The sequence below is a fragment of the Dactylosporangium aurantiacum genome (assembly GCF_000716715.1).
GTDB classification, from domain to species: domain Bacteria; phylum Actinomycetota; class Actinomycetes; order Mycobacteriales; family Micromonosporaceae; genus Dactylosporangium; species Dactylosporangium aurantiacum.
Genome location: NZ_JNYJ01000035.1, coordinates 112,499 through 126,894, shown reverse-complemented (window position 1 = coordinate 126,894; position 14,396 = coordinate 112,499). Strand labels below are relative to the sequence as shown.

At 73.7% G+C, this 14,396-nt stretch carries 14 protein-coding genes; 3 read left to right on the top strand and 11 right to left on the bottom strand.

Annotated elements, in window-relative coordinates; all coding sequences use genetic code 11:
- Positions 1-22: 22 nt before the first annotated feature.
- The 10 genes from OP18_RS33200 to OP18_RS33155 form a co-directional block, all read right to left on the bottom strand.
- Complete coding sequence (locus OP18_RS33200) at positions 23-1,222, bottom strand: cytochrome P450 (RefSeq protein WP_033363051.1); 1,200 nt, start codon at positions 1,220-1,222, stop codon at positions 23-25.
- A gap of 36 nt (positions 1,223-1,258) precedes the next feature.
- The gene (locus OP18_RS33195) at positions 1,259-1,936 is read right to left on the bottom strand and encodes an ABC transporter ATP-binding protein (protein WP_052387689.1); all 678 of its coding nucleotides are present in this window, start codon (positions 1,934-1,936) and stop codon (positions 1,259-1,261) included.
- The gene (locus OP18_RS33190; protein WP_033363050.1) at positions 1,933-2,664 is read right to left on the bottom strand and encodes an ABC transporter ATP-binding protein; all 732 of its coding nucleotides are present in this window, start codon (positions 2,662-2,664) and stop codon (positions 1,933-1,935) included. Before OP18_RS33190 ends, OP18_RS33195 begins: the two co-directional genes overlap by 4 nt.
- The gene (locus tag OP18_RS55785) at positions 2,657-3,604 is read right to left on the bottom strand and encodes a branched-chain amino acid ABC transporter permease (protein WP_033363049.1); all 948 of its coding nucleotides are present in this window, start codon (positions 3,602-3,604) and stop codon (positions 2,657-2,659) included. The genes OP18_RS33190 and OP18_RS55785 overlap by 8 nt, the downstream gene beginning before the upstream one ends.
- A 23-nt stretch (positions 3,605-3,627) precedes the next feature.
- Positions 3,628-4,497, bottom strand: coding sequence for a branched-chain amino acid ABC transporter permease (locus tag OP18_RS55780; RefSeq protein WP_245635604.1), 870 nt, complete (start codon positions 4,495-4,497; stop codon positions 3,628-3,630).
- A gap of 5 nt (positions 4,498-4,502) precedes the next feature.
- Positions 4,503-5,687, bottom strand: a complete 1,185-nt coding sequence (locus OP18_RS33175; protein ID WP_033363048.1) for an ABC transporter substrate-binding protein — start codon at positions 5,685-5,687, stop codon at positions 4,503-4,505.
- 65 nt (positions 5,688-5,752) lie between these two features.
- The gene (locus OP18_RS33170) at positions 5,753-6,328 is read right to left on the bottom strand and encodes a GTP-binding protein (protein ID WP_033363047.1); all 576 of its coding nucleotides are present in this window, start codon (positions 6,326-6,328) and stop codon (positions 5,753-5,755) included.
- Entirely contained in the window at positions 6,325-6,720 is a 396-nt protein-coding gene (locus OP18_RS33165; protein WP_033363046.1) for a roadblock/LC7 domain-containing protein, read from the bottom strand. The genes OP18_RS33170 and OP18_RS33165 overlap by 4 nt, the downstream gene beginning before the upstream one ends.
- A 32-nt stretch (positions 6,721-6,752) precedes the next feature.
- Positions 6,753-9,509 carry a sensor histidine kinase gene (locus OP18_RS33160; RefSeq protein WP_156089971.1) on the bottom strand — a complete coding sequence of 919 codons (2,757 nt, stop codon included), beginning with the start codon at positions 9,507-9,509 and terminating at the stop codon, positions 6,753-6,755.
- 337 nt (positions 9,510-9,846) lie between these two features.
- A complete protein-coding gene (locus tag OP18_RS33155) occupies positions 9,847-10,533 on the bottom strand; it encodes an aldolase/citrate lyase family protein (RefSeq protein WP_052387687.1) in 687 nt (228 codons plus the stop codon).
- 122 nt (positions 10,534-10,655) lie between these two features.
- Here OP18_RS33155 and OP18_RS33150 point away from each other — a divergent pair, with 122 nt between their 5' ends.
- Positions 10,656-11,096 carry a hemerythrin domain-containing protein gene (locus OP18_RS33150; RefSeq protein ID WP_052387686.1) on the top strand — a complete coding sequence of 147 codons (441 nt, stop codon included), beginning with the start codon at positions 10,656-10,658 and terminating at the stop codon, positions 11,094-11,096.
- A gap of 58 nt (positions 11,097-11,154) precedes the next feature.
- Entirely contained in the window at positions 11,155-12,033 is an 879-nt protein-coding gene (locus OP18_RS33145; protein WP_063745658.1) for a helix-turn-helix domain-containing protein, read from the top strand.
- Between the two features lie 58 nt (positions 12,034-12,091).
- Here the strand turns inward: OP18_RS33145 and OP18_RS33140 are convergent, their stop codons facing one another.
- Positions 12,092-12,820, bottom strand: a complete 729-nt coding sequence (locus OP18_RS33140; RefSeq protein WP_052387685.1) for a TetR/AcrR family transcriptional regulator — start codon at positions 12,818-12,820, stop codon at positions 12,092-12,094.
- Positions 12,821-12,890: 70 nt separating this feature from the next.
- Between OP18_RS33140 and OP18_RS33135 the strand changes: the two genes are divergently transcribed.
- Positions 12,891-14,393, top strand: a complete 1,503-nt coding sequence (locus tag OP18_RS33135) for a fibronectin type III domain-containing protein (RefSeq protein ID WP_156089970.1) — start codon at positions 12,891-12,893, stop codon at positions 14,391-14,393.
- Positions 14,394-14,396 lie beyond the last annotated feature (3 nt).

Genomic DNA, 14,396 nt, shown 5'->3' with positions numbered 1-14,396 from the left:
GTTTGCCGGATCGGCCGTGGTGCTACCAGGTGACTGGCAGCGCCTCGACGCTGCGCACGATCATGCCCTGCTTGAAGCGCAGCTCCCCGTCGGGCACCGCGACCCGCAGGCCCGGCAGCCGGGTGAACAGCCCGCGCAGCGCCTCCTGCAGCTCCATGCGGGCCAGCTGCGCGCCGAGGCAGTGGTGCACGCCGGCCCCGAACGACAGGTGCGACAGCTCCTTGCGGGTCACGTCGAGGCCGTCGGGCTCGTCGTACACGCCGGGGTCACGGTTGGCGACGGCGAGCGCCGGCAGCACGACCGCGCCCTTCGGGATCGTCACCCCGCTGAGCTCGACGTCCTCGGTCGCGACCCGGGGCAGCGAGGTGGCGCCGTCGCCGAGCTGCACGAAGCGCATCAGCTCCTCGACCGCGCCGGGAATCAGCGACGGGTCGGCCCGCAGGAGGGCGTCCTGCTCCGGAAAGTGCCGCAGGGTCAGCAGGATCATCGTGATCTGGTTGGCGGTCGTCTCGTGGCCGCCGATGAGGATGCCGAGGCTGAGCCGCACCAGCTCCTCCTCGGTGAGCCGGTCGTGCTCGTCGCGGGCCGCGATCAGCGCCGTCATCAGGTCGTCCTCGGGCTTCGCCCGCTTGGCCGCGATCAGGCCGGCGAAGTACTCCCCCATCGCCCGCAGCGCGGCGCCCATCACCCGCGGGTCGGCGCCGGGACCGCCCAGCAGCGTGTCGGACCAGCCGTGGAACGTGTCGCGATCGCCGGCGGGCACCCCGAGCATGTCGCAGATCACCCGTACCGGCAGTGCGAGGGAGAAGTGCTCGACCAGGTCCGCCGGCTGGGGCAGGTCGAGCAGCGCGTCGATGAGCTCGTCGACGATCCTCGCCGTGCCCGGCCGCAGCTGCTCGACCCTGCGGGCGGTGAACGCGCGGGCGACGAGCTTGCGCAGCCGGGTGTGCTCCGGCGGGTCCATGCCGACGATCGAGTCGGTGGCCAGCGCACCGAGCCCGAAGTCCGCGGCGGCGGAACCGGAGGCGGCCGCGGCGGCGCGGCTGAACCGCGGGTCGACCAGGACGGTGCGCACGTCGGCGTAGCGGGTCACCACGTAGGCGACCCCGCCGTCGGGGGTGTCGATCCGGGCGACGGCCTGGTCGCGCTGGATCTCGCCGAGCGCGGGCAGCGGCGCGTACAGCGTCGGCGCGTTGGGCAGCGGGAAGGACAGTGTCGTCATGGAGGGCTCCCTCTCGGAGAGTGACTCCAGGACAACCTATCGAAACATGGAAATTTCTGATACCCCTTCGGTGCTCGTCTCGCCACGTTCCGTGATCACGCCGTTGGACAGGACGACCAGGCGGTCGGTGACGGCGCGGGCGTGCTCCGGCTGCTGCTCGACCAGCAGCACGGTCAGCCCCGTGCGGGTCAGCTCCGCCACGACGCCACGCACCCGGGCGGCCAGGTCGACCGCGAGCCCCTCGCACGGCTCGTCGAGCAGCAGCAGCCGCGGCTGGGTGAGCAGCGCCCGGGCGATCGCGAGCATCTGCGCCTCGCCGCCGGACAGCTGGTTGCCCCTGTGGGTGCGCCGCTCGCCGAGCCGCGGCAGCAGCTCCAGCACCCGTGGCACGGTCCACTCACCCTTGCGCCGGGACAGCCCCAGGTGCTCGGCGACGGTGAGGCTGGCGAAGACCCGGCGGCCCTGCGGCACCAGCGCGACACCGGCCCTGGCGATGCGGTGCGCCGGGCGCCCGGCCAGCTCGGCGCCGTCCAGCCGGATGCTGCCGGAGCGCGCTTTGACCAGGCCGGCGATGGTGTGCACGAGGGTGGTCTTGCCGGCGCCGTTCATGCCGAGCACCGCCAGGGCGGTGCCCTCCGGAACCGTGAGGTCGACCCCGTGCAGGACGGTGCCGCCGCCGTACCCGGCGTGCACCCCTTCGATCGTGAGCGTCATGGTGCGACTCCGGCGTAGGCTGCCGCGACCTCGGGCGAGGAGCGGGTCTCCGGGACGGTGCCGGTGTGCACGTGCCGCCCCGAGTGCAGCACGGTGATCCGGTCGGCGAACCCGTAGACCAGGTCCAGGTGGTGCTCCACCAGCAGGATCGCCACGGTGCGCGGCAGCGCCGCCAGCAGCGACGCCAGCAGCTCCACCTCCGGCGGCGCCAGACCGGCGGCGGGCTCGTCGAGCAGCAGCAGGCGCGGCTCGCCGGCCAGGGCCATCGCCAGCTCCAGCTGCCGGCGCTGCCCGTGCGACAGCGCGCCCGCGGCGGTGCGCTCCACGCCGGCCAGGCCCACCTCGGCGAGCAGCTCCCGGGCCCGTTCGCGCCCGCCGGCCCGCAGCCGCCCCCACGGCCGGCGGCCGGCGACGAGCACGTTGTCCAGGGCGGGCAGGCTCGACCAGACGGCCGGGTGCTGGTGGGTGCGCCCCACGCCGAGCCGGGCCCGGCGGGCCGGGCCGAGCCTGGTGACGTCGCGCCCGTCGAAGCGGATCCGGCCCGCGGTCGGCCGCAGCGACCCGGCGATCAGGTTGAGCAGGGTGGACTTGCCGGCGCCGTTGGGACCGATCAGCCCGAGCCGGTCGCCGGGCGCCACCCGCAGGTCGACCCCGTCGAGGGCGGCGAGGTCACCGTACCGGCGGCCGAGACCGTCGACCCGCAGGAGGTCGCTGGGCAGGTCACTCATGTGCCGACCGCTTTCCTAGCAGGCCACGGGGCAGGAGATAGACACAGATGACGAACAGCCCGCCGAGGATCAGTGGCGCGTGCCCGGCCAGGCGGTCGTCGGTGCCGGCGAGCCAGTCGCGGGTCGCCACCACGAGGCCCGCGCCGAGCAGCGCGCCGACGAGCGACGTGGCGCCGCCGATGACGACCGCCAGCAGTACCAGCGCGGCGACGTCGAAGCCGCCGGCGCCGGGCGAGACGTACCGCTCGACGGTGACCAGTAGCGCGCCCGCCGCGCCCGCGAGGGCGCCCGCGGCGACGTAGGCGACGGTGAGGTACCCGGCGACGGGATGACCACTGGCCCGCATCCGGGTCTCGCCGTCACGGGCGGCCCGCAGCATCGCGCCCGCCGGGGAGCGCAGCACCAGCAGCACCACGCCGACCAGCACCGCGACGACGGTGAGGACGTAGAGGTACGTCGCCCGGTCGGTGTCCAGCGTGACCAGCCCCGGCAGCGGCGCCGGCGAGGCGAAGGCGAGCATGCCGTCGGTGCCGTTGGTGACGGCCTTCCACCGGCCCGCGACGGTCGAGGTGAGCTCGCCGAGCGCGAGGGTGATCATGAGGACCACCACGCCCCGGGCGTACACCACCAGCGGCGCGGTGACGAGGGCGAACAGGGCCCCGGCCCCGGCCGCCGCAAGCAGCTGCACGACGCCGATGTGCACGTCGTGGCGCACCAGCGTGGCCGCGGTGTAGGCGCCGACGAGGTACGGCGCGGTCTGCCCCAGCGTCGGCAGGCCCGCGACGCCGGTGAGCAGCGCGACGCTGACGGCGAGCAGCCCGACGACGAGGATCTTGGTGAGGGTCTTGGTGGCGTACTCGTCCAGCACCCAGGCCATGGGCACGAGCGCGACGATCAGCGCGGGAAAGCCGAACGGCGCCAGGCGCCTCAACACGCTCATGCCGCCGCCTCCACTGCGCCCGCTCATGTGGCGATCCGCCGGGACTTCAGCAGGCCACCGGCCCGCAGGGCGAGGACCACGGCCATCGCGCCGAACATGAGGAACGGGGCGAGGGTCGGCTGGGCGGTGACGCCGACGGTCTGGATCTCGCCGACCGCGATCGCGGCGACCAGCGCGCCACCGATCGACCCCATCCCGCCGAGCACCACCACGACCAGCGACAGCAGCAGCACCAGGTCGGCGACGCGCGGGCCGGGCCCGATGATCGGGGCGCCGAGCGCACCGGCCAGCCCGGCGAGGGCGCCGCCCACGGCGAGCACGCCGGTGCGCACCTTGAACGGGTCGACGCCGAGCATGGCGACCATGTCCCGGTCGTCGACGGTGGCGCGGACCAGGCTGCCGGCCCGGGTGCGGGCGACCACGACGTAGAGCGCGACCGCGATGAGCGCGGCCACGCCGATGAAGGCGAGCCGGTAGCCGGGGTAGGAGTGCCCGGCGATGTCGACGGACCGGTCCAGGGAGGCCGGCACGGTGACCGGCAGCTCATCGGGGCCGAAGACGGTGACGAGCAGGTCGCCGACGACGAGCGCGACGCCGAAGGTCAGCAGCGCCTGGGCGAGGTGGCCCCGCCCGGCGAGCGGGACGAGCAGCACGGACAGCACGGCCCCGCCGGCCGCCGCGGTCGCGGTGCCGATGAGCACCGCGACCGCGAGCGAGCCCCACGAGCCGTCGCTGACCTTCGCCGCCGCGTAGGCGCCGAAGGCGAACAGCGTGCCGTGCGCGAGGTTGAGCACGTCACCGACGCCGAAGGCGAGGGTGAGCCCGGCGGCGACGACGAACAGCAGCAGGCCGTAGGCCACGCCGTCGACCGCCGGGATCAGGTACGCGTCCAACTCGGTCAGGCACCGACCGTCGCGAGGTCCTGCACCATCACGTTGGCGAGGGCCCGGCCGTCGTTGCGGACCTGCCGCAGGTACCACTTCTGGATCGGCGAGTGCGTCTTCGGGCCGAACTGCCAGGAGCCACGCGGCGAGGGGATCTGGCCGAGCTTGGCGACCGCGGCGTTGATCGACTCCGGGGTCGGGTTGGCACCGGCCGCCGCGATCGCGCGGTCGAGGACCGCGGCCGCGTCGTAGGAGGCCATCGCGTAGGTGGTCGGCGTGGCGTCCGGGTGCTTCTGCCGCCACGCGGCGACGAACTTGCGGTTCTCCTCGTTGTCGAGGTCGGGCGAGTAGTTGCAGACGTTGAGGATGTTCTCCGCGGCGTTGCCCTGCGCCTGCAGCACGGAGCCCTCGGTGAGGAAGCCCGCGGCGTACAGCGGGATGTCCTTGGCGTCGGACTGCGCGTACTGCTTCACGAAGTCGATCGCGGCCTTACCGGCGTAGAACGTGTACACGGCCTTGGCGTTGCTCTGCTTGATCTGCGAGAAGTACGGCAGGAAGTTCGTCGTCGTCGGGAACGGCGTGAACGTGGCCTTGCCGTTGACCAGCTGGCCGCCGAGCTTGGTGAACTCGGTGGTGAAGCCGCCGACCTGGTCGTAGCCACCCTGGTAGTCCGGGCCGATCGCGAAGACCGGGCCGTTGACCTTGTCCTTGATGTACTGCGCGATCGACTGGCCCGTGTCGGTGGACATGAAGCTGGTCGTCCACACGCCGCTGAGGTCCTTGAGGTCCGGCCGGCCGTTGGAGCCGATCAGCGGGATCTTCGCCTCGGCGAGCAGCGGCGCGACGGCCGCGACCGAGCCACCGCCGACGATGCCGGTGAGCGCGACGACCTTGTCGTCCTTGATGAGCTTCGTGGCGGCGGGCACCGCGGTCGGCGCGCCGTCGCCCTCGTCGGCGATCTTCAGGTCGATCGGGTGGCCGCCGAGCTTGTTGTCGTGCGTCGCGAGGTACAGCTCGAAGCCGCTCTTCAGGTCGGTGCCGACCGCCTGGTAGGTGCCCGAGAGGGAGCCGAGGAAGCCGATCTTCAGGGTGGAGGCGGCGCCGCCGCTGGAAGTCTTCGGGTCGGAATCGGCGCAGCCCGCGGCTGCGAACAGCAGCCCGGCGGCGAGCGCCGCACTGACCAGCGATCGTCGTTGCATGGTTCTCCTACGTTTCTGTGCGTTCGCGGTTGGTGAAACGGTTCAAGGGGAAGTTCACCGGGGGTTCAGCGGCGGGCACCGGTGCGCTGCGCGAGCGCGTGCTCGGTCACGGCCACCAGGATCTCCTTGGCCGAGGCCCGCGAGCGGACATCGGCGTTGATCATCGGGACGCCCCGGCTGACCGCGAGGGCGTCGCGGACGTCCTCCAGGTGGTACCGGGCCGCGCCTTCGAAGTGGTTGACCGCGATGACGTACGGCAGCCGCCGGTTGTCGAAGAAGTCGATGGCGCCGAAGCAGTCCGCGAGGCGCCGCGTGTCGGCGATGACCACCGCGCCGATCGCGCCGCGGCACAGCTCGTCCCACATGAACCAGAACCGCTTCTGCCCGGGCGTACCGAACAGGTAGAGCACGAGGTCCTGGTACAGCGTGATACGGCCGAAGTCCATGGCGACGGTGGTGCTGCCCTTGTCGGGCACGAGGGTGGAGTCGTCGTGCCCGAGGCTGGCCGCGGTCATCACGGCCTCGGTCGTCACGGGCGGGATCTCCGAGATCGACCCGACGAGGGTCGTCTTACCGGCGCCGAACCCGCCGGCGATGATGATCTTTACCGCGGTCGGCCGCCCGCGTCCGGGAGTCGTCACGCCGGTGCCCCACGCACGGTCGGGGACAGCGCGTCACCGATCCGGTTGGCCAGCTCGGTCATCTCGTAGGACACCTTGCCGACGTCGGCGTGCGGTGAGGCGAGCACCAGCAGCGACGCGCCGTCGCTGAACGCCATGCAGAACATGAAACCGCCGTCGAGCTGGGTCACGTTGGAGATGACGCTGCCCGCCTCGAAGAACCGTGCCGCGCCGGCGAGCAGCGCGACGAGGCCGCTGCCGGTGGCGGCCAGCTGGTCGGCGCGGTCGCGCGGCAGGGCCCGGGTATGCGCCAGCACCAGCCCGTCGGCCGAGATCGCCAGCGCGTGGCTGACGTCGGGGGTACGGCTCGCAAAGTTGTCCAGCAGCCAACCGAGATTACTCGGGTCGGTCACAGAAATGGTCCTCTCTTGCTGTTCTTCGTGCTTCAGGAGCCGGCCGGCCGGCGACCGGCCACACCGCGGGCGTAGGCGGACATCGCGGCGGCGACCTTGGTGGGGTCGCGGCGCGCGGCGGAGGAGCGGTCCGCCTGCGACGGCACGGCGGCACCCGGCACCAGATGCCGCTGGGGGGCGCGGACCGGTAGGCCCGACGCGGTGACCGCGCTGACGTCCGGCGTGGCCGCCTGCTGGGCGGCGCGCCAGCCGACGTCGGCGCTGGACTCCCAGTTCGGCGGCTCCTCGGCGGCGGCGTACCCGCCGGGGGTGACCAGCTCGGCCGGTGTCTCCGTACGGAACCAGCCGTTGACCGACTGGAAGATCGGCAGCCCGATCGAGTCGTCGGCGTCGGCCAGGATGGACGGCACCTCCGGCTCCGGCAACGGCGGCCACGCGCCCGGTCCGGGCGGCATCGGGGTCGCGGTGCGCTGGGGCGTGAACTCCTGCGTCGGCGCGTAGTCCTGCCCGTAGTCCTGCACCGGCGCGTAGTCCTGCGCCGGGGTGAAGTCCCGGCCCGGCGAGGCGACCCGGTACTCCTGGGTGGGCACGTCGAACAGGCTCGGCGGTGCGGTGCGCGGCGCGGGCGTGAACAGCTCGGCGGCGACCGGGCGGCCCGGGGCGCCCCCACCGCCGTTGCCGTTGCCGTTGCCGGTCGTGCTGTACCCGGCCGGCGGGCCCGCGGTGACCGCCGGCGCGAGCTGCGGCTGGCGCTCCGCGGCCATGATCGGGCGGAACACGTCCTTGGGGATGACGACCTCGGCGAGGGTGCCGTTGTGCTGGCCGGGCCGCAGCTGCACCTGGATCTGGTACCGGGCCGCGATGTGCCCGACCACGGTGAGACCCATGGCGCGCACGGCGGCGATGTCGATCGCGGGCGGCTGGGCCAGCAGCTCGTTGAGCTGCTCGCGCCGCGACGGGGCCAGGCCGACGCCCTCGTCGACGATCTGCAGGATGACCCGGTCGCCGAGCGCGCGCCCGGTGACCCACACCTCGGACTCCGGTGGCGAGTAGCCGGTCGCGTTGTCCAGCAGCTCGGCGAGCAGGTGCACGATCTCGTCGACCGCCTCGGCCACGACCGCGACGTCGTCGTCGACGCTGCCGAACCGGACCCGGGTGTAGTGCTCGATCTGCGAGATCGCGGCCTGCAGGACCTTGCCCATCGGGGCGTCCTCGCGGCGGACCCGGGCCGCGCCGGAGCCGCCCAGCACGAGCAGGCTCAGGTTGATCCGGGCCATCCGGGTGGCGAGGTGGTCCAGCTGGTACAGCTGCTGCAGCCGGTCCGGGTCGGTCTCGTCGCGCTCCACCCGGTCGACCTGGGCCAGCACGGCGTCGACCAGTCGCTGCTCGCGGCGGGACAGGTGGACGAAGATCTCCGCGACGTTGGAGCGCATGACGGCCTGCTCACCGGCGATGCGGACCGCCTCGCGGTGGACCGCGCGGAAGGCCTGTGCCACGTCGGCGACCTCGTCCGCGCCGCCGACGACGAGCCTGGCCGACGCCTGGTCGGCGACCTCGTCCGGGTCGACGGTGCCGGGTGCGGCCGCGCGCAGCTCCGCGACGACCGCGGGCAGCTGCTCGTAGGCGACCTCACGGGCCGAGTCGTGCAGGGCGCGCAGGCGGCGGGTGATGCGCCGGGCCACGATGCCGGTCAGCACGATGGCGATGAGCAGCACCAGCGCGACGCCGGCGATCTGGATGATCGCCTGGGTCAGCTGCTCGTCGCGCAGGTCGCCGACCTTGGCCACGATCGCGTCGTCGACCTTCTGCTGGACCCCGAACAGCAGGCCCGACCAGCCGGACATCGCGTTGATCCAGCCGCCGGTGTCCAGGGCGATGCGCTGCCCGGGGCGGGTGCGGTTGACCTCGTCCTGCAGCCGCTGCGCGGCGATGATCTGCTCACCGGTGCTGGCCTGCTCGTACCAGCTGCGCCACTCGACCGGGGCGAGGTCGTTGAACTGGACCGTGGCCTCGACGAAGCTGGTCCGCGTCGCGGTGATCTCCTGCTGCAGCGCGGGGGTCAGCTCGCCCGCCGCGACGGCGCGCAGCACGGCCGCCTGCTGCTGGCCGAGGGCCTCCGCCGCGCGGGACAGCGCGGCCGCGGCGCGGATCTGGTCGGCCAGCTCCGTGGGCGCGCCGGAGCGGGCCACGGACTCCCGGTAGGACAGCAGGTCGGCGATGAGGATGCGGTAGCTGAACGCGATCCCGGACACCGACGCGCGGGGGTCCTTGCGGACCTGGTCGCGCAGGTTGGCCAGGTCGTCGAGGTTGGCGTCGACGCGCCGGACGACCTCGGGCACGTCGCTGACACCGGCGCGGCGCTTGCGGTACGCGTCCACGTTGTCGTTGGTGATCATCACCTGCGACGAGTAGGCCTCCAGCTGCGCCGAGGCCGGGTTGAGCAGCACGTTGACGGCCGCGGCACGCTCGCGCTGCAGCGCGTGGGCGAGGCCGCCGGCGTCGGCGGCCAGCTCGGCGAAGTTCTGCAGCTGCCGGCTGCGGTTCACCTGCTGCACGGTGCTCACCAGGGCGATGCCGGCGAACACGACGACGGCGACGAGCGGCACCGCGACGATGAGGCGAAGTTGGTCGATGATCCGGCGGCCGGGCCGCTCGCGGCGTCCGCGCAGGTCCTGCTGCGGCGCGGTGGCGAGGGCGGCATGACGTGTCGGCCGTCGATCGGGACTCGGCCGAGGGTCGCGCTCCTGCCTCGGGACGGGCAGCGAAGACGAGCTCTGGCTTTGGGTCACGAAGAGTCCCCGCAGGCATCCGAGATTGACAATACGGGCCAGTCCTGACAAGCAGGCGCATGACGTTGAGCACAATCACAGCTCGGCCGATCGGTGTCAATACCGACGTCCCGGATACCGCGCCGAACGCCTCGTTTTTCCTCATCCGTTGGGTCGGTGTACAGGAACCCATACGGACCCTAACGGCTGCCACGGGGCCAGATTTCCGGGGGCGGTGGACGCTCGGCGCAACACCGACGTTTCAGGGTTTTTACGGTACCGAAATACTCACCCAACGCATTGTCGACAGCACGACCGGTAATCACTTGTCGCGGGCCACATAATTTGATGCCAATGTTTATGCGTTCGCAAATACCCTGTTGGCGACCCTGACCTGTTCGCCGTCCAGGCAGGTGCGGCCGCCGAAACCGAGCCGGCGCAGGGCCGTCGCGGACGGTTCGCAGTCGGTGCCGGCGGGGCAGGCGGCGGCGAGCGGCGGGCGCAGACCGGCGGCGGCGCCGGCCAGCACGACCATCGACCGGGCCCACAGCAGCTCGCGCTCGTCGCGGCCCGGCTCGACGCGCAGCTGCCGGATCAGCGGCCCCTCGGCGAGCTGCAGCCGGGCGACCCGTGGCGCGCGGGCGATCTCGGCGGCCTGCAGCACCGCGGCGGCGGACGCCAGCCGCGCGATCACCGCGACGCTGCCGACCCGCAGGCCGACCGCCTCCTCCGCCTCCGCGACGACCGTGCCGAGGGCGGCCAGCTCGTTGGCCGACTCGGCGGCGACACAGATCCCGCTCAGCGCCGGCGACACGACGTCACGCACGGCGCGGTGCCCGGCCTCGCCACCCGCGAGCCGGGCCCAGACGGCGGGCCGGCCCGCCCCCGCCCGCCGGCCGGACGCGGCCTCGATCCATGACCGCACCCCGGCCGGGTCGCCGGCGCGTTCGAGGTCGACGACGAGCGCGTCGGCGGCTTCGGCGGCTCCATCGGCCCGGCCGGCTCCGACCTCGCGGACATCGGGGACGTACAGCCACGACCTCATACCTCGATCATCGGCCGCAGGGCGCGGTGCCGCACGGCGTGCGGTGCGGTTTGACCGTTTAGCCCCTCTTGTACCCGGGTATGCGTGCACGCTGGACGGTGACCGAGACAACAGGGGGAGTCATGGCATCCGACGCCGTCACGCTGATCATGAGCGACCACCGGGTCATGGAACAGCTCTTCGACCGGCTCCGGGCAGGCTCCGGCGACCGGCAGCTGCTGCTCGACGAGATCGCCGCGCGGCTCACCGCGCACAGCCACGCCGAGGAGCAGCGGGTGTACCCGGAGCTGCCCGCCGAGCTGGCCCACCACGGTGCCGACGAGCACCACGAGGCCGAGCGGATGCTGCACGACCTGCAGCGGATGGGGCCGGACGACGAGGCGTTCGCCGACCGCCTGGACGACTTCATCGCCGCCGTCGGCCACCACGTGCAGGAGGAGGAGAGCACCGTGCTGCCCGCGCTGCGCGACGCGGTCGGCGACGCCCGGCTGATCGAGCTCGGCGCCGCCTTCGAGCAGGTCCGTCTGGAGGAGCTGGCCGTCGCCGGCATCAGCGTGTCGTAGCCGTCCGCGCCGGGTGGCATTCCGCACCGGGCCGGGCTTGGGTACAGTCGGCCTGGTCATGGTGCTTCTGGGCGCTTCACCGACCGCGGCCGTCGATGCGGCCCGGCTCAGCGACCTGCCCGCGCACCGGGCGCCCCAGCGCCCCAAGGACCATGTCGTCATCCTGGTCAGCGCCGGGCAGGGCACCCACACGCTCGACTTCGTGACCCACGCGTGCCGTCCCGGCACCCTGCTGTGGGGCCGGCCGGGCCAGGTGCACCAGTTCGGCGGGCAGGCCGGCTTCGACGCGACCGTGCTCGCCTTCGCGCCGTCGATCCTGCCGCCGCTGCCCGTGCGGCTGGTGGCCGACCCGTTCGCGCCCGCCTGCTGGCAGCCCGCCGGCGAGGACGAGGAGGCGATCGTCGCGGAGATCGCGCAGATCGCGGTCGACCGGGCCCGCAGCGACGGCAGCGAGCTCAGCCGCACCCTGCTCGCGCACCAGGTCGCGGTCCTGCTGATGCGCATCGTCGCCCTGGCCCCGCCGCCGCGCACCGGCCCGGCCGCGGACCTGATCGAGCGGCTGCGCGCCGAGATCGAGCGCCACGTCACCCACCGGCGGGTCGAGGACTACGCCGAGACCCTGGGCTGCTCGGTGCGCACGCTCACCAGGGCGAGCCTCGCGGTGACCGGCCGCAGCGCCAAGCAGCTCATCGACGAGCGGATCGCCCTGGAGGCCAAGCGCCTGCTCGCCACGAGCGACCTGCCGGTCGCCGAGGTCGGCCGCCGGCTCGGCTTCGACGAGCCGACGAACTTCGGGCGCTTCTTCGGCCGCGAGACCGGCCAGGCACCGGGCGCGTTCCGGGCGCAGCTGCTGCGCTCCCCCGCCGCGCCGCGCATCCCGCACCAGCGCTCGTCCCTGCCGGGCCGGCTGACCCCGCTGGCCCCGCGCACCGCCTGACCCCGACGCGCCCCGCGCATAGAGACACAGATATATGGTGTGATCCCGCGGGCGCGGGTCAGCCGGTGTCGGCGAAGTGGCAGCCCGACGGGCCCTCGGGGACCGGGATCGCCAGCTCGCTCGCGGCCTCCTCACGGCCGACGAACGGCACCAGCGTGAAGTACGCGAGCATCGGCAGCAGCGCCGGCAGCTGCTCCACCCGGCCGGCCGCGACGTAGCGGTAGATGGTCGCGTAGATGCCGCCGACGACGGTCTCGACCAGCTCCTCCGGCATCGGCAGGTCACCGGCGCTCGGCGCCTCGCTGAAGAACCGGTCGAAGCGGCGCAGCAGCTGCGCGCGCTCGGCCCGGGCGAGCGGCCCGGCCGCGTCGATCTCCACCACCGCCGTCGTGGCGAACGCCGGCAGCTCGGCCAGGACCTGCAGCAGCACCCGCAGCGCGGCGCGGGCGCCGTCGCGCCAGGCGGGCTCGGCGCGGTACGCGGACTCCATCAGGTGCAGCAGCAGGTCGGTGCCGTGCCGGTAGGTGGCGATGAGTGCGTCGTCCTTGCCGGCGAACAGCGCGTAGAACGCCGGGCGGGTCACGCCCGCGGCCCGGCAGATGTCGCTGACGGTCGCGTTGGCGTAGCCCTTCTCGGCGACCGTGTGCACGACGGCGTCGTAGAGGCGCTCGCGCTGGTTGGCCGCGACGACCTCGGGCGGCACCCTGCTGGGCCCGCGTTTGATGGCGCGGGCCGGGTCCCGCGCCTCACGCGCGCCGGGCAGCGGGCTCAGCGGGTGGTCTGCCATCACACAAGTATCGATCAGGCGCGCTGCATCGGGGTGGCGCCGGGGGTGCGCGACAGGGCAGAGTATCGGCGTGTCCTCGTCCGCCCAACTCGCCAACGCCGTGCAAGGTGCCCGCGCGGTAGCGGCACAGGGCGACGTGCGGGGCGCGTTCACGCTGCTCGACCAGGCACTCGACGCCGCCGGCGGCGCGCTCGGCGCCGACGATCCGGACGTGCTCGCCGCGACCTGCCTGCTCGCGAAGTTCCACACCGACCTCGGCGAGCTCAGCGCCGCCCGGCGCCTGCTGGAGGAGAGCCTCGCCGCCGGATACCACCGCCTCGGCGACGGGCACGCGGTGATGCTGGCCCTGTCCTACGAGCTGGCCCGCATCGCCGACGAGCTCGGCAACGTGTACGAGGCGAAGCGCCGCTACGGGCAGCTGGCCAGGCTCGGCCCGGCCGCGCTCGGCGAGGACCACCCGAGCGTGCGGGCGGCCCGGCGGTACCTGGGGCTGCCGGAGCCGGCGGAGACGTTCCACGTGCCGCACCAGTCGGCGCCGGCGACGTTCGAGCCGCTGTCCGCCCCGACGGGCACGGCCACGCCGCCCGCCGCGGGGGTGCCGGCGCCGGACGGCCCGGACGGTGGGCCGGCGACGTGGCCCGTGGAGCAGCGGTCCGCGCCGATCTTCCGGCCCGAGCCGCGCGACGAGGTGTGGCCCGCGCAGCCGGTACACGCGCCGCTGTGGCGACAGGACGAGCACGACGACTGGGACGAGCCGGTGTCCCCGCCGGTGGCGCCGGCGCCGGCCGGCGACGACTGGCGGCCGGTCGACCGGGGCGTGCTGCAGCGGCCCGGCACACCACCCTGGTCGTCCACGCCGGACGGGCCGACCAGCGGTGGCGCCATCCCGACCAGCGGCGGGGCGTATCCCACCAGCGGCGGCGGCTTCCCCACCGGCGGGGCCTCCCCCACCAGCGGCGGCGCGCCCGTCAGCGGCGGTGCGCCGGTCAGCGGTGGTGCGCCCGTCAGCGGTGGCGGGTATCCGGCGGGCGGCGCGGTCGTCGAGGAGCGCGCGCCGTGGACGCTCGACCAGGCCACGCCGCCGCTGCCGCAGGGCGACGCGCCCCGGCGCCGGTCGCCGCTCGTCGCGCTGCTGGTGATCCTGGTCCTGGCGGTGCTCGGCGGAGTCACCGCGGCGGTGGTGTCGTTCCTCGCGGCCCGCCCCGACAGCCCGGCCGCCCAGCCCGGCGGGCCGGCCCCGACCAGCGTGGCGCCGAGCCGGGCGGCGAGCGCGGCGGGCCAGCCGGCGAGCGGCGCGGCCGGCAACCCGAAGGCGCCCGGCTCGCTGCGGCTGCGCGACGACAAGACATCCATCACACTGACATGGACCGATCCGTCGAAGGGATCGGTGCCGTTCATCGTCGCCGGCGGCCAGCAGGGCGCGCTGCGGCAGTTGCAGGTGCTCGCGGCGGGCGCCACGACGTACACGCTCAACGGCCTCAACCCGAAGCTCGACTACTGCTTCACAGTCGCGGCGGTCTATGGGACGGACAGCGTCGCGCTCTCGGATCTGGCCTGCACGCAGCGCAGATAACGA

Coding starts and splice junctions, on each gene's coding strand:
- OP18_RS33200 (WP_033363051.1), bottom strand. CDS start 1,222: ATGACGACACTGTCCTTCCCGCTGCCCAACGCGCCGACGCTGTACGCG.
- OP18_RS33195 (WP_052387689.1), bottom strand. CDS start 1,936: ATGACGCTCACGATCGAAGGGGTGCACGCCGGGTACGGCGGCGGCACC.
- OP18_RS33190 (WP_033363050.1), bottom strand. CDS start 2,664: ATGAGTGACCTGCCCAGCGACCTCCTGCGGGTCGACGGTCTCGGCCGC.
- OP18_RS55785 (WP_033363049.1), bottom strand. CDS start 3,604: ATGAGCGTGTTGAGGCGCCTGGCGCCGTTCGGCTTTCCCGCGCTGATC.
- OP18_RS33175 (WP_033363048.1), bottom strand. CDS start 5,687: ATGCAACGACGATCGCTGGTCAGTGCGGCGCTCGCCGCCGGGCTGCTG.
- OP18_RS33155 (WP_052387687.1), bottom strand. CDS start 10,533: ATGAGGTCGTGGCTGTACGTCCCCGATGTCCGCGAGGTCGGAGCCGGC.
- OP18_RS33150 (WP_052387686.1), top strand. CDS start 10,656: ATGGCATCCGACGCCGTCACGCTGATCATGAGCGACCACCGGGTCATG.
- OP18_RS33145 (WP_063745658.1), top strand. CDS start 11,155: ATGGTGCTTCTGGGCGCTTCACCGACCGCGGCCGTCGATGCGGCCCGG.
- OP18_RS33140 (WP_052387685.1), bottom strand. CDS start 12,820: ATGGCAGACCACCCGCTGAGCCCGCTGCCCGGCGCGCGTGAGGCGCGG.